At 72.1% G+C, this 18,824-nt stretch carries 13 protein-coding genes; all 13 read right to left on the bottom strand.

The genetic code is table 11. The annotated features are described in order from the left end of the window. Positions 1–1,926: ThuA domain-containing protein (locus AB0F58_RS25460; protein ID WP_357147753.1), on the bottom strand; the 1,926-nt coding region annotated here is incomplete at its 3' end. A 112-nt stretch (positions 1,927–2,038) separates the two neighbouring features. Next, positions 2,039–4,870 (bottom strand): PQQ-dependent sugar dehydrogenase, encoded by a 2,832-nt coding sequence (locus AB0F58_RS25465; protein WP_357147755.1) that lies wholly within the window; start codon positions 4,868–4,870, stop codon positions 2,039–2,041. Positions 4,871–5,889: 1,019 nt separating this feature from the next. Next, entirely contained in the window at positions 5,890–7,116 is a 1,227-nt protein-coding gene (locus AB0F58_RS25470) for a Gfo/Idh/MocA family oxidoreductase (protein WP_357147758.1), read from the bottom strand. 20 nt (positions 7,117–7,136) lie between these two features. Continuing rightward, positions 7,137–8,189, bottom strand: coding sequence for a substrate-binding domain-containing protein (locus AB0F58_RS25475; RefSeq protein WP_357147760.1), 1,053 nt, complete (start codon positions 8,187–8,189; stop codon positions 7,137–7,139). A gap of 118 nt (positions 8,190–8,307) precedes the next feature. Continuing rightward, a complete protein-coding gene (locus AB0F58_RS25480) occupies positions 8,308–9,417 on the bottom strand; it encodes an ABC transporter permease (RefSeq protein ID WP_357147763.1) in 1,110 nt (369 codons plus the stop codon). 40 nt (positions 9,418–9,457) lie between these two features. Then, positions 9,458–10,966: a sugar ABC transporter ATP-binding protein gene (locus AB0F58_RS25485; protein WP_357148072.1), complete on the bottom strand. Its 1,509-nt coding sequence runs from the start codon at positions 10,964–10,966 to the stop codon at positions 9,458–9,460. Positions 10,967–11,031: 65 nt separating this feature from the next. Further along, the gene (locus tag AB0F58_RS25490; RefSeq protein ID WP_357147766.1) at positions 11,032–12,210 is read right to left on the bottom strand and encodes an ROK family transcriptional regulator; all 1,179 of its coding nucleotides are present in this window, start codon (positions 12,208–12,210) and stop codon (positions 11,032–11,034) included. A gap of 260 nt (positions 12,211–12,470) precedes the next feature. Next, positions 12,471–13,595 (bottom strand): YihY/virulence factor BrkB family protein, encoded by a 1,125-nt coding sequence (locus AB0F58_RS25495; protein WP_357147768.1) that lies wholly within the window; start codon positions 13,593–13,595, stop codon positions 12,471–12,473. 104 nt (positions 13,596–13,699) lie between these two features. Beyond that, positions 13,700–14,509, bottom strand: coding sequence for an ABC transporter permease (locus AB0F58_RS25500; protein ID WP_357147771.1), 810 nt, complete (start codon positions 14,507–14,509; stop codon positions 13,700–13,702). An 8-nt stretch (positions 14,510–14,517) separates the two neighbouring features. Next, the gene (locus AB0F58_RS25505; RefSeq protein ID WP_357147774.1) at positions 14,518–15,327 is read right to left on the bottom strand and encodes an ABC transporter permease; all 810 of its coding nucleotides are present in this window, start codon (positions 15,325–15,327) and stop codon (positions 14,518–14,520) included. 15 nt (positions 15,328–15,342) lie between these two features. Further along, positions 15,343–16,272 (bottom strand): ABC transporter ATP-binding protein, encoded by a 930-nt coding sequence (locus tag AB0F58_RS25510; RefSeq protein ID WP_357147776.1) that lies wholly within the window; start codon positions 16,270–16,272, stop codon positions 15,343–15,345. A gap of 64 nt (positions 16,273–16,336) precedes the next feature. Beyond that, positions 16,337–16,870 carry a hypothetical protein gene (locus tag AB0F58_RS25515; RefSeq protein ID WP_357147779.1) on the bottom strand — a complete coding sequence of 178 codons (534 nt, stop codon included), beginning with the start codon at positions 16,868–16,870 and terminating at the stop codon, positions 16,337–16,339. Next, positions 16,871–18,736, bottom strand: coding sequence for a DNA primase (dnaG, locus tag AB0F58_RS25520; RefSeq protein WP_357147781.1), 1,866 nt, complete (start codon positions 18,734–18,736; stop codon positions 16,871–16,873). It lies immediately after the preceding gene. Positions 18,737–18,824 lie beyond the last annotated feature (88 nt).

The raw sequence follows: 18,824 nt of genomic DNA on the forward strand, positions 1-18,824 counted from the left end.
CGTCCCATCCGCCGAACCACCACCGGACACATCCAGACACTTCCCCAACGCCCGCACCGGACCACCCGGCGTCACCGACCACACCTGCGCGGCGGAGGCGTTGCAGGCGTGGATCTGGATCTGGGTGCCGTCGGCGGTCCCGGAGTTCCGGACGTCCAGGCACTTGCCGCCCAGTCCGACGACCGGGCCGGTACCGGAGCCGCCGCCGGACCGGACCAGGGTGAGGTCGTCGACGTCGAAGAGGCCGGTGCCGGACCCGGTGAAGGTCAGGTACAGGTTCTGCGTACCGGACGGCACCCCGGCGAGGGCGGTGCCGACGTCGGCGAAGGTGGTCCAGCTCCCGGTGTTGGGGACCGCCACCTGGCCGAGCAGGGTGCCGGTCGGTGAGCCGGTCCGCACCCCGATGGTGCCGCCGGCTCCGCCGGAGACCACCCGGGCCCGGAACGCGGTCACCCCGGTCAGGTCGAGGCCCTGGTACGCGGCCCAGTCGCCCGGGTCGACGTGCCCGAGGGTGTGCCCACCGTTGGCCCCGGCCTTCGGGTACGGACTGACGCCGCTGGCGGTGCTGTACGCCTCGGCCTGCACGGTGGTGTTGCCGCCGGGTGGGTTGGTGCCGCCCAGTTCCTTGATCCGGATGTTGCGGAACGAGACGTCGTCACCCGTACCGTGGTTCTGGAGGCCGACGTGGCCGGCGAGCGAGCGCGCCGGGTCGGTGTTGGTGAAGTCGTTGATCTTCCGGCCGTTGAGGAAGACCTGGAGTCGTTCCCCCTCGACCAGCAGCTCGTAGGTGTTCCACTCCCCCGGCGGGTTCAACGCGGCGTCCCGGGCGGCCGTGTCGGCGGACTTGAACGTGTAGACCGCGCCGGTGGTGCGGTCGGCCGCGTCGGTCGCGTCGATCTGGATCTCGTAGCCGTTGTTCACCGCCGACCAGGGGTCACCGGACGGCGGGAAGCCGATGAAGACGCCGGAGTTGTCGTCGCCGGCCATCCGCCAGTCGAGCTTCAACGAGTAGTTGGTGAACTGCTTCGCGCTGTACCAGTACAGGCCCATCCCGCCGACCGAGGTGAGGGTGGCGTCGGTGTTGGTGAAGCTTCCCGGTCCGGCCTGCGACCAGCCGGTGGTGGAGCCGTCGTAGAGGGTGGTGTAGCCGGTCTCGGGACGGCAGTCGGCCCTGCTCCGCCCGGCCGCGTAGCGGATGCCGCCGAGCAGGTGCGCCCGGAAGGCCGGATCGGCGTACGAGGCCTGGGTGTGCCCGCCGCCGGTGTAGAACGACCGCCCGCCGCTGACCGTCGCGCACCACGCGATCGGGTGGTCGGCCCCCATCGACCCACCGGAGTACGACGACTCGTCGAGCGCGGCCAGCACCCGTACGGACGGACGGGGGTTGGTCCGGTAGTCGTACCACTCGTCGGTGCGGGTCCAGGTGCGGGGCAGGTGTGCGGTGGCCGCGTGCGCCCGGTGCTGCACGTGCACGGTGGCCTGCTGCACCGCCGGGTGCGAGGCGAAGTAGCCGCCCACCAGGTTGCCGTAGAAGGGCCAGCCGTACTCGGTGTCGGCCGCCGAGTGGATGCCGACGAACCCGCCGCCACCGTTGACGTACGCCTCGAAGGCGCTCTGCTGGGTGCCGTCGAGCACGTCCCCGGTGGTGTTGAGGAAGATCACCGCCTCGTACCGGGCGAGGTTGGCGGGGGTGAAGGTGGTCGCGTCCTCGGTGGCGGTGACGGTGAAGCTGTTGGCCGCGCCGAGGTCCCGGACGGCCTGGGTGCCGACGGCGATCGAGTCGTGGCGGAAGCCGGCGGTCTTCGAGAAGACCAGCACGTCGTACGGGGCGTCGGCGGCGCTGGCCGGGGTGGCGGGGGTGGTGCAGGCGAGAACGGTGACGACGGCGGTGGCCGCGCCGATCGTGGATCGGAGGAGTCTGCGCATGTCGGTCTCCCGGTGGAGGGGTCGGTTCGGTTGCCTGGTCGCAGGGGTCCCCTGCCCGTCACCGGACGAGGACCGGGGACCCCTGTTCACACGTCAGCGGAGCGCGCCCGACCTACGGCAGCGTCCACTTCTGGTTCGCACCCGCATGACACGTCCACAGATGCACCGCCTGACCATCCACGGCACTGTTCCCCGACACATCCAGACACTTACCCGACTGCGGATTACGCACCGTCCCATCCGCCTGCCCCGACCACACCTGCGCAGCGCTGCCGTTACACGTCCACAACTGCACCTTCGTCCCATCCGCCGAACCACCACCGGACACATCCAGACACTTCCCCAACGCCCGCACCGGACCACCCGGCGTCACCGACCACACCTGCGCGGCGGTGCCGTTGCACGAGTAGATCTGGATCTGCGTGCCGTCGGCGGTGGCCGCGTTCCCCACGTCCAGACACTTGCCGCCCATCCCGACGACCTGGCCGGCACCACCGGCGCCGGTGGTGAAGCCGAACGCGTCGATGTCGAACAGCGCGCCGGCGCCACCGGCGAAGGTCAGGTAGAGCCGGCCGGTGGTGGGCGGCGCGCCGGAGACGGTACCGAAGACGGTGGTGAAGGTGTCCCAGCCACCGGTGACCGGCACGGTGGCCGAGCCGAGCACGGTGCCGGTGGGCGAGCCGGCCCGTACCTGGATGGTGCCGCCGACCCCCGCGGAGGAGACCCGCGCGCTGAACGAGGTGACGGTGTCCAGCCGGTACGGCTCGAACGCGATCCAGTCCCCGTTGTCGATGCTGCCCACGGTCCGACCGCCCTCGGCCGAGGTCTTGTCGTGGAGGGTCACGCCGGAGGAGTCCTTGTGGTGCTCCGCCTGACGCTTGCGCGGCTGGAGGATGTGCTGCTCGTGGGTGGTCAGTCCGCCGGAGTCGGTGTACTCGGCGTCGAAGACGGCGAAGATGTTGGCCGCCTCGTCGTGCTCACCGTCGACCGGGATGGTGATCGCGCCGGAGCAGCCGTTCTGCGAGGTGATCGCGTGGCCGTGCTGGTCGTGGCCGAGCACGTAGGTCATCTTGACCTTGGTGCAGTCGATCGTCCCGTCCTCCGGGTCGGTGACGGTGATGCTGAACGGCACCGTGTCGCCGTAGGAGAAGAGCCGCCCCATGAGGGGGGCGTTGATGGTCACCGTGGGGGCGGTGTTGCCGACCCTGATCGACACGCTGGCGGTACCGGTCGCGCCCTGCGGGTCCCGGACGGTCAGCGTGGCGGTGTACGCGCCGTTGGCGGTGTACGTCTTGCTCGGGTTCGCCGACGTCGACGTGGTGCCGTCACCGAAGGACCACGAGTGGGTCAGCGCGCCGCCGTCCGGGTCCGACGACCCGGCCGAGGAGAAGTTCACGGTCAGCGGGGCGGCCCCGGAGGTCCGGTCGGCGGTGGCCACGGCGGTCGGCGCGCGGTTGCCGCCACCGATGTGGTCGTAGCGGTAGAGCGCCGAGTTGGCGTCCCCGTTGAAGTAGCCGGTGCCGTAGTCGAGCACGTAGAGCGCGCCGTCCGGGCCGAAGGCCATGTCCATGACCTGCTTGCCGTTCCACGGGAAGGTGTCGATGGTGCCCGGGGACCCGTCGGTGTTCAGGTGGATCGGCTTGACCCAGCCGCGGCCCAGCTCCCCGGCGAAGAACTGCCCGTGGAAGGACTGCGGGAACTTCGTGGTGGAGGGGTTGGTCGGGTCGTACCGGTAGACCGGGCCGGCCATCGGCGACTCCGAGCCGCCGCCGAACTCGGGCGGGCTGCCGGCGTCGCCGGCGTACCGGATCCAGGCGGGCTTCGCCGCGGGGAGCGTCGAGACGCCGGTGTTACGGAACGAGTTGTTGGTCGGCCCGCCGGTGCAGTTGTACCTGGCCCCGGCGGTGCCGGCGGCGAAGTCCCACTCCGCGTACGTCTCGGTGGCGGTGTTCGTGCCGGTGCAGTACGGCCAGCCGTAGTTGCCCGGAGCGGTGACCCGGTTGAACTCCACCTGCCCGCTCGGTCCCCGGGTGCTGGTGGTGCCGGCGTCCGGGCCGTAGTCGCCGACGTAGACGATGCCGGTGGCCCGGTCGACGCTCATCCGGAACGGGTTGCGGAAGCCCATCGCGTAGATCTCCGGACGGGTCTTCGGGTCGGAGTCGACGAACATGTTCCCCGCCGGGATCGAGTACGTGCCGTTGGCGATCACCTTGATCCGCAGGATCTTGCCGCGCAGGTCGTTGGTGTTGGCCGCGCTGCGCTGGGCGTCGTACGCGGGGTTGCGGTTGGTGCGCTCGTCGATCGGGGCGTAGCCGGCGGAGTCGAACGGGTTGGTGTCGTCCCCGGTGGACAGGTAGAGGTTGCCGGCCGCGTCGAAGTCGATGTCCCCGCCGACGTGGCAGCACATTCCCCGGTCGGCCGGTACGTCGAGCACGGTGACCTGGCTCGACATGTTGAGCGTCCAGTCGGCGTTGAGGGTGAACCGGGAGAGCCGGTTGACGCCCTGCCAGGCGGAGAAGTCGGTGCCGGTGGCCGGGGCGTCCCCGCCGGGGGTGGTCAGCGGTGGCGCGTAGTAGAGGTAGATGTGCCGGTTGCTGGTGAAGTTCGGGTCCGCTCCGACGCCCTGGAGGCCCTCCTCGTCGTGGAGGTAGACCGGAATGGTGCCGAGCACCGTGGTGGTGCCGGCCGCGTCGGTGCGGCGCAGCGTGCCGTTGCGGGCGGTGTGCAGTACGGAGCGGTCGGACAGCACCGCGATGGACATCGGCTCGCCGACCTCGGCGACGCCCTTGGCCAGGGTGACCTGCTGGAAGTCGGTGGCGTTGACCGGGTGCGCCGATGCGGGGGCCGGGCCGCCGAGGGCGACCAGTCCGGCTGCGGCCACCAGCAGCAGCGCGGATCCGATGGACGAGGCGCGCCGGGTGGGTCTGCCGTCGTGTGTGGACATGGCTGGGTCCGTCCCTTCCTGACGTTCGACTGCCAGGGCGGGCGCGCGCCGTCGCGCCGGGTGCCGTAGCGGGGGGTGTGCGCGGCCCGGACCGGGTGCCGTCCCGGCCGGGCCGTGTCGTCCGGGGGCGCTGGCGCGGATGCGCGCACGCTCGGGGACGGTCGATGGATCACCGCGCCGCCGGTTCACCTCGACGAAACACGTTCGTGAGGCACGACATTAAGGGGTTTCGATGTCAGTGTCCATAGCTTCTGACGGTTCTCGCCGAACTTCTGCTCAATCAACGAAAAGTGGTCTTGCGGGGCCGTGGATCGTCGCGTCACCCGACCGCCGTCGAGGGCTCGGACGCACCACCGGGGCAGCTCCACAGCGTCTCCCCGGTCGTACCTCGGCCTGCCCCCCGCCGGATCACGGACCTCGCCGGCCCGGGTACGGGCGGCGAGACGGGAAGGTTCCCGCGCGGCCGGGAGCGCGGCACGATCTCGCGCGCGGTGCACCGGACCGGCGGGGGGCGGGGCGGGCGACGATGCTGGCGCGGGAGGGCGCCCCGCCCGTCCCACCGGGCCGGGAGAGCACCCGCCGGCCGGCGGCGACGTCGGCGGCGAGGACGCCGGCACGCGGGCCCGGTTCGGTGTGACGGGCGGGGCAGGTGGGCGGGGTCGGTCGGCGTCTCGACCCTGCCCACCCGATGTCGACCGCCCGGGACGGGGAATCGTCCCGCGCGGACGTTCGGGGACGGCGGGTCCGGTCGTCCGGACGCGTCGGACGGCGGGTCCGGTCGTCCGGCGCGACCGGGGAATCCCGGTCCGGCCGCGCCGGACGACCGTCGTGCTGTCGTGCCCCACCGGACCGGACACGGTCCGCCGGGGCACGCCGTTTCCGGATCGGACCTCGTCTCCGGCCGCGGGGCGCAACCGCGGCCGGCCCTCGCCGGTCGGTCCGGAACGTCGTTCGGGTGGGACGCCACGGGTGGGTCCCCCGATGGGTGGGGCGCGATCCGCGACCGGCGCCCCGGCCGGTCAGGCGGCCACCGTCACCAGGGCTGGTTCCACCTCCGTCCAGGACGAGCCGAGGTCCGCCGAGCGGGTCACCGCGTCCAGCACGAGCTGGACCTGCAACGCGTCGGCGAACGAGGGAAGCGGATCGGTGCCGGTGGCGACCGCCTCGACGAAGTCGCGCATCTGGTGGGTGAAGGAGTGCTCGTAGCCGATGATGTGCCCCGGCGGCCACCAGGCCGACATGTACGGGTGGTCGCCCTCGGTCACCAGGATCCGGCTGAAGCCCTGCTGGGTCGGGGGCAGGGCGGCGTCGTAGAACTCCAGCTCGTTGAGACGCTCCAGGTCGAACACCACGGTGCCGAGCGAACCGTTGATCTCGACCCGCAGGGCGTTCTTCCGGCCGGTGGCGAAGCGGCTCGCCTCGTACGTCGCCAACGCCCCGCCGTCGAGCCGGGCGACGAAGACCGCCGCGTCGTCCACGGTGACCGTCCCGGTGGCCGGGGCGGCACCGTCCGCCCCGGCGGGGTTCTCCACCGTGCCGGTCAGGCCCCGCGCGTCGACCGGCAGCGGCCGTTCCCGGACGAAGGTCTCGGTGATCGCGCTGACCCCGGTGATCCGCTGTCCGGTGACGAACTGGGTCAGGTCGATGATGTGCGCCCCGATGTCGCCGAGCGCGCCGGACCCGGCCCGGTCCTTGCGCAGCCGCCAGACCAGCGGGAACTGCGGGTCCACGATCCAGTCCTGGAGGTACGTCGCGCGGACGTGCCGGATGACGCCCAGCCGGCCGGCGGCGACCAGGTCCCGCATCATGGTGACCGCGGGCACCCGGCGGTAGTTGAAACCGCACATCGACCGGACGCCGGAGGTCCGGGCGGTGGCCGCCGCGGCGGCCATCGTCCGAGCCTCCTCGACCGTGTTGGCCAGTGGCTTCTCGCACAGCACGTGCTTGCCGGCGGCCAGCGCGGCCAGCGCGATCTCGGCGTGGCTGTCCCCCGGGGTGCAGACGTCGACCACGTCGATGTCGTCCCGGGCTACCAGGTCCCGCCAGTCGGTGGTGTGCCCCTCCCAGCCGAGCCGGTCGGCGGCGTCGGCCACCTTCCCGGCGTCCCGGCCGCAGATCAGCGACATCCGGACCCGTGCCGGCAGGTCGTACACCCGGTTCACGGTGCGCCACGCCTGCGAGTGGGCGGCACCCATGAACGCGTAGCCGACCAGGCCGACCCGCAGTTCCCGTGGTGATGTGGACAAGGTGGGTCTCCCCCCGTGTGTCAGAACCCGAGCTTGAGGTAGCTGCTCGCGTTCTCCTTGGTGATCGTCTCCGAGGCGAGCACGATCTCCTTCGGTACCTGGAGTTCCACCAGGTCGGACATGCCCCTGCCCTGACCGATCAGCCGGGCCAGGGAGATGGCCGAGGAGGCCATCGACGGGCTGTAGGTGACGGTGGCCTTCAGCGCGGTGTTGTCGGCCTGGATGTCCTCCATGGCCTTCTTGGAACCCGCACCGCCGACCATGAAGAACTCCTTGCGGCCGGACTGGTTGATCGCGGCGAGCACCCCGATGCCCTGGTCGTCGTCGTGGTTCCAGAGCGCGTCCATCTTCGGCAGCGCCTGGAGCAGGCCGGTGGCCGCCTGCTGGCCGGAGTCGGCGGTGAACTCGGCCGGACGCCGGTTGGCCACCTTGAAACCGAACGACGCGAGGGTGTCGGCGAAGCCCTTCGACCGTTCCTGGGTCAGCTCCAGCGAGTCGATGCCGGGGATCTCCCCGATGATCGGGTTGGTGACCCCCTTGCCCCGCAACTGGTCCACGATGTACGTCGCGGCGGCCACGCCCATGCCGTAGTTGTCGCCCTTGATCTGGGTCCGGTACGCGCGGGCGTCCGGGAAGGCCCGGTCCAGGTTGACCACCGGGATACCGGCTTTCATCGCCTCCAGGCCGAAGGCGTTGAGTTCCTTGCCGTCGTGCGGCAGCAGCACGATCACGTCGGGCTTCTGGGACAGCAGGGTGGACAGCGCCGCCCGCTGCGCCGCCGCGTCCGCGCCGGCCTCGACCGACGTGAACTCCACGTCGGAGTACGCCGCCGCCTGGGCCTTGGCGTTGCTGGTGATGGCGGCGATCCAGCCGTGGTCGGCGGCCGGCGCGGAGAAGCCGATGGTGACGCGCTTGCCGGGCTCGGCGTTGCCGCCCGCCTCGGCGGCCTTGGTCTGCGCGGCGGTCGGCGCGGTCTCGTTGCTGGTGCAACCGGCGAGCAGCGCGCCGGCGCCGAGCGCGGCCGTACCGAACAGCAGCCGGCGGCGCGGCAGGTCGGGGCGGTGCTGGGTCATCGTGACCTCCTGGGTGCGGGGGTGGTGGAGGAGTCCGGGGAGAGGGTGCGTTCGTCCCGGCCACCGTCGGGTACGAGGTGGCCGCCGGTCGGGCTGGTGTCCGGGAGTCGCCGCCGGGTCAGCCGGTAGTCGCCCGGTTGCGGCTGATGAACTGGGAGAGACTGCGGAACTGGACCTGCTGGACCAGGACCGCGGCGACGATGATGCCGCCCTTGACCATGTTCTGGGCCTCGGTGGAGAGCCCGTTGATGGCGAACAGGTTGGTGATGGTGGAGAAGATGATCACGCCGAGCAGGGAGCCGACGATGGTGCCCCGTCCGCCGCTGAGCAGCGTCCCGCCGATGATCGCGGCGGCGATCGCGTCGAGTTCGTAGAGGTTGGCCATGGCCGCCTGGGCCGAGGTGGCCTGGGAGGTGAGCATGATGGCGGCGATGCCGCAGCAGAGCCCGGAGAGCCCGTAGAGCAGCAGGGTGTGCCGCTTGACGTCGATGCCGGCCAGCCGGGCCGCCTCCGGGTTGCCGCCGACGGCGACCGTGCGCCGGCCGAAGGTGGTGCGGTTGAGCAGCACCCACCCGGCGACCACCACCGCGGCGAGGATGTAGACCAGCAGCGGGATGCCGAGCAGGTTGGTGCTGGCGATGCCGTTGATGGTGGCGTTGTCGGAGACCTGGGTCTGCTTGTCGGAGATCTCCGCCGCCAGGCCCCGGGCGGCGACCATCATGGCCAGGGTGGCGATGAAGGGCACCAGCTTCCCGTACGCGATGAGCAGGCCGTTGACCAGTCCGACCGCCAGGCCGACGGTGAGCGCGCTGAAGACCATGCCGGCCGCGCCGTAGCTCTGGGTGGCGACCGTGGTGCACCAGACCCCGGCCAGGGCGACGATCGCCCCGACCGAGAGGTCGATGCCCCCGCCGATGATCACGAAGGTCATGCCCACGGTCACCACGCCGACCACGGAAGCCAGCTTGAGGATGGTCAGGATGTTGTTCCAGACCCAGGTGGAGTCGCCGTAGAGGTCGGGGCGGGTGGCGATCCCGATGACCACCAGCACCACCAGCACCGCGATCAGACCGAGGTTGCGCCGGGCGCCCTCGCCGTCCTCGCCCCGCCAGAGGGAGAGGACCCCCCGGCCGGCGGCGGTGTCGGCCCCCACCTTGTGCACCGGGGGCGACTGCGCCGGCAGGTCGGTGGGGCGTTCCGGGGTGGTCGTTCCTGTCGTGTCGCTCATGCCGTCGCCTCGATTGTGCTTGTCGGCCGATGCGCGGAGTTCATGCCGGCGCGCCTTCCAGGAGGGACCCCGCCATGACGAGGTCGAGCACGGTGTTCTCGTCCAGTTCGCCGGCCGGCGCCTCGCGCACGACCCGCCCTTCCCGCATCACCAGCACCCGGTCGGCCAGACCGAGCACCTCGGGGACCTCGCTGGAGACCAGCAGCACCCCGACCCCCCGGGCCGCCAACTGCCGGATCACCTGGTACAGCTCGGCCCGCGCGCCCACGTCCACGCCCCGGGTCGGCTCGTCGAGCAGCAGCAGCCGGGTGTCGCCGAGCAGCCAGCGCCCGACCACCACCTTCTGCTGGTTGCCGCCGGAGAGGGTACGTACCGGGCGGCGCACGTCCCGGGGCCGCAGGTCGAGCGCGTCGGCGATCCGGTCCGCCTCGGCCCGTTCCCGGTCGGCGTCGGTGAAGCCGAGCCGGGCGTACCGGCCGAAGGTGGCCAGGGTGACGTTCCGGAAGATCGGTTCGCCGAGCAGGAGCGCCTGGCTCTTGCGCTCCTCCGGGGCCATCCCCATGCCGGCGCGGACCGCCGCGCCGACGCTGCCCGGACGGACCGGTCGGCCGGCCATCCGGACCGTGCCCGCGTCCGGGCGGCGGGCGCCGAAGATGGTCTCCATCAGCTCCGACCGGCCCGAGCCGACCAGCCCGGCGATGCCGACGATCTCCCCGGCCCGGACGGTCAGCGACACGTCGGCGAACTCGCCGGTGCGGGCCAGCCCGTCCACCCGGAGCAGCTCCGCGCCGGGGGCGGTGTCCGGGCGCTCGGGGAAGACGTACTCGATGGTCCGGCCGGTCATCCGGTTGACCAGGTCGCGGGTGGGGGTGTCCCGGGCGGGCAGGTTCGCCGCGGTCGTCCGGCCGTCCTTGAGGACGGTGACCCGGTCGCCGATCTCGCGGATCTCCTCCAGCCGGTGGGAGATGTAGATGACCGCGATGCCCTGCGCGGTCAGTTCCCGGATGATCCGGAAGAGGTTGCCGACCTCGTCGTGGGCGAGCACCGCGCTCGGTTCGTCCATGACGATCAGCCGGGCCTGATGGGAGAGGGCGCGGGCCATGCTGACGATCTGCTTGCCCGCCGCCGGCAGCGCACGGACCATCCGGCCCGGCGGGATCTCCGGGTGACCGAGCCGGGCCAGGATCTCCCTCGTCCGTCGGGCGGTGTGACCCCGGCGGACGAAGCCCAGCCGGCGCGGCTCGTGACCCAGGAACGCGTTCTCCGCGACGGAGAGATCCTCGACCAGGTCGAGCTCCTGGTAGATGGTGGCGATGCCGGCGCGCATGGCGGCCTGCGGGTTGGCGAAGGTGGTCGGCTCGCCGCGCCACGACAGCTGTCCCGAGTCCGGCCGGTGCACCCCGGCGAGCACCTTGATCAGGGTGGACTTGCCGGCGCCGTTCTGCCCGAGCAGGCAGTGCACCTCGCCCGCCCGCACCTCCAGCCGCACCCCGTCCAGGGCGCGGACGCCGGGGAAGGTCTTGACCACGTCGGTCAGCCGCAGCACCACGTCACCGGACACGGTGTCGGCGGGCGCGTCGACCAGGGGCCCGGATTCCGGGCCGGCACCGGTGTTCACGACGCCTCCAGGAAGGCGACGTCGCTGGCGAGCACGGCCGCGCCGGCCACCCCGGCGCGGGCCCCCAGTTCGGAGAGGACCACCGGCAGGTTGCCGGTGGCCAGCGGCAGCGACCGGCGGTAGACGACGCTCCGGATCTCGGCGAGCAGGATGTGGCCGAGCTGGGCCAGCCCTCCGCCGATCACGATCATCGACGGGTTGGCGAAACTGACCAGACCGGCCAGCACGCCACCGACCCGCCGCCCGCCCTCCCGGATGAGCTGGATGCAGGTGACGTCCCCCTCGACGGCACCGGCGGCGACGTCGAGCGCGGTGACCCGGCCCCGGGTGGCGAGCCGTTCCGCCAGCGCCGGGGAGGTGCCGCTGCGGGCGGCGGCGGTCGCGTCCTTGGCCAACGCCGCGCCGCTGAACAGGGCCTCCAGGCAGCCGGCGTTGCCGCACGAGCAGACCGGACCGTGCGGCTCGACCTGGATGTGGCCGATGTCGCCGGCACAGCCGTCGCTGCCCCGGTAGACCTCGCCGCCGAGGAAGATGCCGCACCCTATCCCGGTGCCGATCTTGACGAAGAGGAAGTCGTCCACCGAGTGGGCCACTCCGCCGTGCCGTTCGCCGATCGCCATGATGTTGACGTCGTTGTCGACCACCGCCGGGCAGCCGTGCTCGCGGGTGAGCAGCTCCCGGACCGGGAACCGGTCCCAGCCGGGCATGATCGGCGGGCTGACCGGCACCCCGTCGCGGAAGCTCACCGGGCCGGGCAGCCCGACCCCGATCGCGTCGAGTCGCTCGTACGCCCCGTCGGCCTTCGCCTTGTGCAGCAGCTCGTTGACCCGGTGCAGGGTCGCCTTCGGCCCGGAACGGATGTCGGCCTGCTCGGCGTAGGTGGCGACCGGTTCGAGCCGACCGTTGACCACCTCGACGTCGATCGAGCTGGCGCCCATGTCCACCGCGGCGAACCGCAGGCGCGGATCCAGCTCGACCAGGGTGGACCGGCGACCACCCCGGGACTTGGCCAGCCCGGCCTCGGCCACGTACCCGAGGGCGACCAGCCGTTCCAGCTCGGCGATCAGACGCGGACGTGGGATCTGGAGGCGGTCGGCCAGCTCGGCCCGGGAGAGCGCGCCTTCGTCACGGAGCAACCACAGCAGCCGCAGGTGCAAAGGGTGGGCCTTCCGCACCGGACTCACCTCGCTTCAAGCCGTGCACACCGACGTACGTCGTCGTGTCGTGCCCGTCACAGTAGGAGGCTTCCGGCGAACCTGTCCAGAGCTTCAGACGATCTGCATTCAACTTTTGTTCTTCGCAGCAAAAGATATGGTCGACTCGTCGAAACTTGTCGGTAACGAGTGGCCCGTCCCGACCTGCCCGGAAGGGTGCCGACACGACACCGCCCCCGCCACGGTGCGCGGCGGGGGCGGTGCGGCGGTACGGCAGGGCGTCAGTGGGTGTCCGGGCGGCGCTCCTGCTCCTGCTTGCGGGCGTTCTTGCGGAGCTTGCGGTCGTCGCGCAGCTCGACGTAGGGCTCCTTCTCCGGGGAGTGCCCGGCCGCGATCGCCCGGCTGCGTTCGAGTTCGGCGTCGAACTCGGCGCCGAGCAGGATGGCGATGTTGGAGAGCCAGAGCCAGATCAGGAAGATGATCACGCCGGCCAGCGCCCCGTACGTCTTGTTGTACGAGCCGAAGTTGCTCACGTAGAACGCGAAGAGAGCCGAGATGACCACCCAGATGAGCACCGCGAGCACGCCACCCGGGCTGACCCAGCGGAACCCGCCGTGCCGCGCGTTCGGCGAGGCCCAGTAGAGGAGCGCGAACATCAGGCTGACCAGCATCAGCAGCACCGGCCACTTGGCGATGTTCCACACCGTGACCGCCGTCGACCCGAGCCCGATCGCGTCCCCCGCCGCCTCGGCCAGCCGGCCGGTGAAGACCACGATCACCGCGCTGGCCAGGAGCATCACCCCGATCACGGCGGTCACCCCGATCCGGATCGGCAGGGTCTTCCAGATCGGCCGCCCCTCCGGCACGTCGTAGATCGAGTTGGAGGCCCGCATGAACGCCGCGACGTACCCGGAGGCCGACCAGAAGGCGGCGAGCAGACCGATCACCGCCGCCACGCTGGCCAGGCCACCGGAGGCGCTGGCCTGGTCGATGGCCCCCTCGATGATCCGGCGGATGCTCTCCTCCGGCACCGCGTCGGTGACCGTGTCCCGGACCTCGTTCGTGGCGCTCTCGCCGAGCAGTCCGAGCAGCGAGATCAGCACCAGCAGGCCGGGGAAGATCGACAGCACGCCGTAGTAGGTCAGCGCCGCCGCCCAGTCGGTCAGACTGTCCTCGGAGAACTCCCGGCCGGTCCGGCGCAGCGTCGCCAGCCAGCCGGTGCCGGAGAGTTCGGTGGGGCTGTCCGGTCCGTCGTCCGGCCCCACCGGGCGGTCCCGGGTCGGTGCGCTACGCGTCGTCGGCTCCCCCTCGGCACGGGGGTCACCGGACGGATCGGTCGGCGCCCGCCGGGTGGTGGTGGAACGGTCGTGGTGACCGCCCCGGCCGGGGGACTCGTCGGAGGCCATCGCCCCTCCCTCAGGTCGGCTGTCTCCCCCTGCTCATGCCCCGACCCGGCCCCCGGTAACCACCCACGGCGTCCCGCCCGGCCGGACGGGCCACCGGTGGCGCCCTACCGGTAGAGCAGGCGGGAGGTCCGACGGGACGCCACGAACAGGCAGAACGCCGTCAACCCGACGAGGTAGAGCACGTCGACCAGCCAGCCCCCGCCACCGGTGCCGAGGGCGACGCCCCGGAGCAGGTGTACCGCGCGGTAGAGCGGAGTCACCTCCACCAGCCAGCGCAGCAGGTCCGGGTACGCCTGCGCGGGGACGAACGTGCCGGAGAAGAGGAAGAGGGTGAACTGCGCCGACCCGAGCAGGTCGAAGTCCTGCCAGCTCCGCATGAGGGTGGCGATGGTCATGCCCAGCGCACCGAACGCGAAGCCGACCAGCATGGCCGCCGGCAGGGCCGCCGCCGCGCGGGCCACGGTGGTCAGGTCCATCACCACCATCACCACGAGGAACGCCGCCGAGTAGAGCGACCCCCGCAGCATCGCCCAGGCCAACTCGCCGAGGGCGATCTCGAACGGCTGCACCGGAGTGGCGATCACCCCGTCGTACAGCTTCTGGTACTTCATCTTGCCGAAGAAGTTGAAGGTGGTCTCGGCCAGCGCCCCGGTCATCGCCGACGAGGCGAGCAGCGCCGGGGCGACGAACGTCGCGTAGGACACCACCCGCCCGTCGGGCAGGGTGAAGTCGCCGACCAGCGCCCCCACCCCGACGCCGATGGAGAAGAGGTAGAAGACCGGCTCCAGGAAGCCGGAGACGAGCACCAGCCAGTACGCCGTACCGAGCGTGTCGACGTTGCGCCAGGCCACCGCGCCGGACCGGCGGGCGGCGGCGCGGGCGTCGAGCAGCCGGGGCAGCACCAGAGCGACCACGGGTCCTCCTAGACGACGAGGGTGCGGTGGAACACGCGCCGGGCCAGCACCCAGCCGGCCAGGGCCCAGGCCGCGAGGTAGAGCAGGTGCCCGGTGGCGGACCACTGTGGCGCGGTGCCGAGCGCGGCGGCCCGGCACAGGTCGACGCCGTGCCAGAGCGGGGTCAGGTACGCCACCCAGCGCAGTCCCACCGGCAGCGACTCGACCGGGAAGAACACCCCGGCGAAGAGCGTCGCCGGGATCACCGCGAACCGGAACAGCAGCGCGAGGTAGCTGTCGCCGGGCACGCTGCCGGCGAACGCGAAGACCGGCGCGGCCACCGCCAGGCCGAGCAGCACCACCACCGGCAGGGCGAGCAGCACCCACCCGGAGCGCACCGCCCCGAGCACCACCGCGACCAGCAGGAACGCGGCGGCGGAGGTGAGCACCCGGAGCAGGACGAAGATCAGGTGCCCGCCGAGGACGTCGCCGGCCCGCAGCGGGGCGGCGCTCTGCGCGTAGTAGAGCTTGGTCCACTGGAAGTTGCCGTAGACCGGCCAGGTCGACTCGCTCACCGCGACCTGGAAGGCGGTGGAGGCGACCAGCCCGGGGAGGATCCACTCGAGGTACGGCACCCCGTCGACGCCCTGGTCGACGTACGCGCCGACGCCCACGCCGAAGCCGAGCACGGTGAGCACCGGCAGCAGGAACGACGAGAAGATGCTCGACCGCCAGGTACGCCGGTACCCGACCAGGTGGTACGACAGGACCGCCAGCGCCGGCACCCGGGGAAGCGCCGGCCGGGCCGCCTCCCGGGACTGCTGCCGCGTCACGCTCATCCCTGCTCCCCGCCCTCAGTCGACCAGCGTGCGGCCGGTCAGGTGGAGGAAGACGTCCTCCAGGCTGCTGCGCCGGACCAGCACACTCGCCGGGGTGAGGCCGCGCGCGTGGACCTCGGCGACCGCGTCGTCCCCGTTGGTGACGTAGAGCAGGATCCGGTCGGGCAGCACCTCGACCCGTTCGCCGACGTCGCCCAGCTTGCCGGCGAACGCCTCCTGCGACTCGGCGGCGAAGCGCAGCTCCACCACCTCACGGGTGGAGTACCGCTCGATCAACGCCCGGGGCGACCCCTCGGCGGCGATCCGGCCGCCGTCCATCACCACCAGGCGGTCGCAGAGCTGCTCCGCCTCGTCCATGTAGTGCGTGGTCAGCACCAGGGTGACGCCCTGCTGCTTGAGCCGGAACAGCCGCTCCCAGACCAGGTGCCGGGCCTGCGGGTCGAGCCCGGTGGTCGGCTCGTCGAGCAGGACGATCTCCGGCTCGTTGACCAGCGCGCGGGCGATGGTGAGCCGGCGCTTCATCCCACCGGAGAGCGGCTCGACCCTGCTGTCGGCCCGCTCGGCGAGCTGCACGAAGTCCAGCAGTTCCGCCGCGCGTTCCCGGGCCACCCGGCGCGGGATGCCGAAGTAGCGCGCGTAGGTGGTGAGGTTCTCCCGGACGGTCAGCTCCGGGTCGAGGTTGTCCAGCTGCGGGCAGACGCCGAGGCGGGCCCGGATCGCCGGTCCGTCGCGGACCGGGTCCCTGCCGAGGATGCGCAGTTCCCCGTCGCTGGGTGGGGAGATGCAGCCGACCATCCGCATGGTCGAGGACTTGCCCGCGCCGTTCGGCCCGAGGAACCCGAAGGCTTCCCCGGCGTGCACGTCGACGTCGATCCCGTCCACCGCGGTGAAGTCGCCGAACCGTTTCACCAGGCCCCGGGCTCGGATCAACACCTCTGCCGTCACGCCCCGACCCTAGCCGGCGGCACCGAGCGGCCCCACCCCTTTTCCGGGTGGGCCGGGGCGGCCCCTACAGCGACTCGGAGGTGGTGGCGGCGCGGGCGGCGGCCACCAGGCGGTCGGTTTCGGCGACCACCTCCGGGTCGTCGGCGGGGGTGCCGGGGTCGTAGCGGACCGTCCAGGTCAGGCCGTCCACGCCGGGCACCCGACGGGCGGCGATCCGGCCGGCGCCACCGGGCACCGGGTGGTGTTCGGTGTACGCCACCGACTTGGTCACCCGGGCCCGCACCTGGTGCGGCAGCTCCCCCGGATCGAGGAGGAGGTAGGTGTCGGTGGGCGCGTCGGCGACTACCAGGTAGCCGTCCCGCTCGGCGAGGCGTTCCGCCGGGGTGACCCGCAGCTCGCGTCCGGACCAGCCCGCCTTGAGGATGTCGTGCCAGCCCAGCCGCCCGCCCCGGCCGGGCAGCCAGAGCCCGAGGTTGGTGGCGACCGAGGCGGCGTCGTCGCCGTCGCCCACCCGGGCCCAGGCGAGCACCCGCTCGTCGGCGGCCAGCTCCGGCCGGTGCCGGGAGGGCAGCTTCGGTCGACGGTTGAACAGCCCCACCTACAGTCCTCCCGCAGCCTGTTCGCGCAGTGCCCGGCCGTGCTGCTCCAGTGAGAGCAGCTCGCCGAAGAGCGCGAAGTACTCGTCCTTGTTCGCCACCGGGTTCACCCGCTGGATCTTCGACTTGAGGTCCCTGATCCGGCCGGTGACCGACCCCCACTGCAACTGGGCGAGGGTGCTCGAAACGTACCTCGGGTCGGGTTCGCCGTCGATCCGCAACGGCTCCACGGCCAGCTCCGCGACGAGGGCCTGCGCGGCCAGGTCCGCGCAGGCGTCCTGGACCTGGCCGACCCAGACCGCGCCGCCGGTCGCCGCCGACACCCCGCCGGCCTCCGTGATGGCCGCGCGCACTACCTGGTGGATGGGGTGGCGGTACTCGTCCGCGCCGACCGCGTCGAACATCGGGCCGGCGAGCACCGGCTCCTGGAGGGCCAGCTTCAGCGCCTCCCGCTCGACCATCGACTGCGGGCTGTCCACCGCCGTCTCCCGCCGGGCCGGGGCGGCGCGCGACGCCTCCCGGCCGACCGGGGCACCCCCGGCGGCGCGCACCGCCCGCTGCACCGGTTCGATCTCCATGCCGAGGTCACCGGCGAGCTTGCGGACGTACTCCGGACGCTTCTCGGCGTCCTTGAGCTTCGCGACCAGCGGGGCGGCCCGGCGCATCGCCTCCACCCGGCCGTCGACGGTGTCCAGGTCGTACCGGCTGATCACGTGCCGCAGCGCGAAGTCGACCAGCGGCTCCCGCCGGGCGACCAGGTCCCGGACGGCCAGGTCGCCCTTTGCCAGCCGCAGCTCGCACGGGTCCATGTTGTCCGGACTGACCGCGATGAAGGTCCGCCCGACGAAGCGCTGGTCGTCCTCGAAGGCGCGCAGGGCGGCCTTCTGCCCGGCGGCGTCCCCGTCGAAGGTGAAGATGATCTCGCCGGCCACGTCGTCGCTGTCCAGCAGGAGGCGGCGCAGCACCCCGATGTGGTCCGCGCCGAAGGCGGTCCCGCAGGTCGCCACGGCGGTCGGCTCCCCGGCCAGGTGGCAGGCCATCACGTCGGTGTACCCCTCGACCACGACCACCCGCCCCTGCTTGGCGATCTCGCGCTTGGCCTGGTCGATGCCGTAGAGCACGTGCGACTTCTTGTAGATCGGCGTCTCGGGGGTGTTCAGGTACTTCGGGCCGTCGTCGTCGGCGAAGAGCTTGCGCGCGCCGAAGCCGATCACGTCGCCGCCGAGGTCCCGGATCGGCCAGAGCAGCCGGCGGCGGAACCGGTCGATCAGCGAACCGGACCGGGCCGGCCGGGACAGCCCGGCGGTGACCAGCTCGTCGTGGCTGAAGCCCTGCTGACGCAGGTGCTTGGTGAGCAGGTCCCAGGCGTCCGGGGCGAAGCCGCAGCCGTACCGCTCGGCGGCGGCCCGGTCGAAGCCGCGCTCGGCGAGGAACTCCCGGGCCGGCCGGGCCCCGGCGGTGCCGAGCTGCGCGCGGTAGAACTCGACGGCGGCGGCGTGCGCGGCGACGAGGCGCTGCCGCTGCCCCTGCTGCTGCCGGACCCGGGGGGCGGGCTTGCCGTCCTCGAGGTAGCGCAGCTGGATGCCGGCCCGACCGGCGAGCCGTTCGACCGACTCGACGAAGCTGAGGTGGTCGGCGTCCATCAGGAACTTGATCGCGTCGCCGCCCGCGCCGCAGCCGAAGCAGTAAAAGACGTTGCGGGCCGGCGAGACGTTGAACGACGGGCTCTTCTCGTCGTGGAAGGGGCAGAGGCCCTTCAGGTTGCCGCCACCGGCCGACTTCAGCGTCACCGTCTCCGAGATGACGTCCGCGATCGAGGTGCGCTCGCGGACCAGCGCGATGTCCTCGTCCCGGATCCGCCCAGCCATCCGCCACCTCCTCCGGCGTACATCCTGCCCTGCGGGACCGGAGATCGGCCCGGCGGGGGCACGGCGGGTGACGGGGCGACCGGCGCCC

Origin of the sequence: Micromonospora sp. NPDC023956, assembly GCF_040639195.1 — a bacterium.
Lineage (GTDB): Bacteria > Actinomycetota > Actinomycetes > Mycobacteriales > Micromonosporaceae > Micromonospora.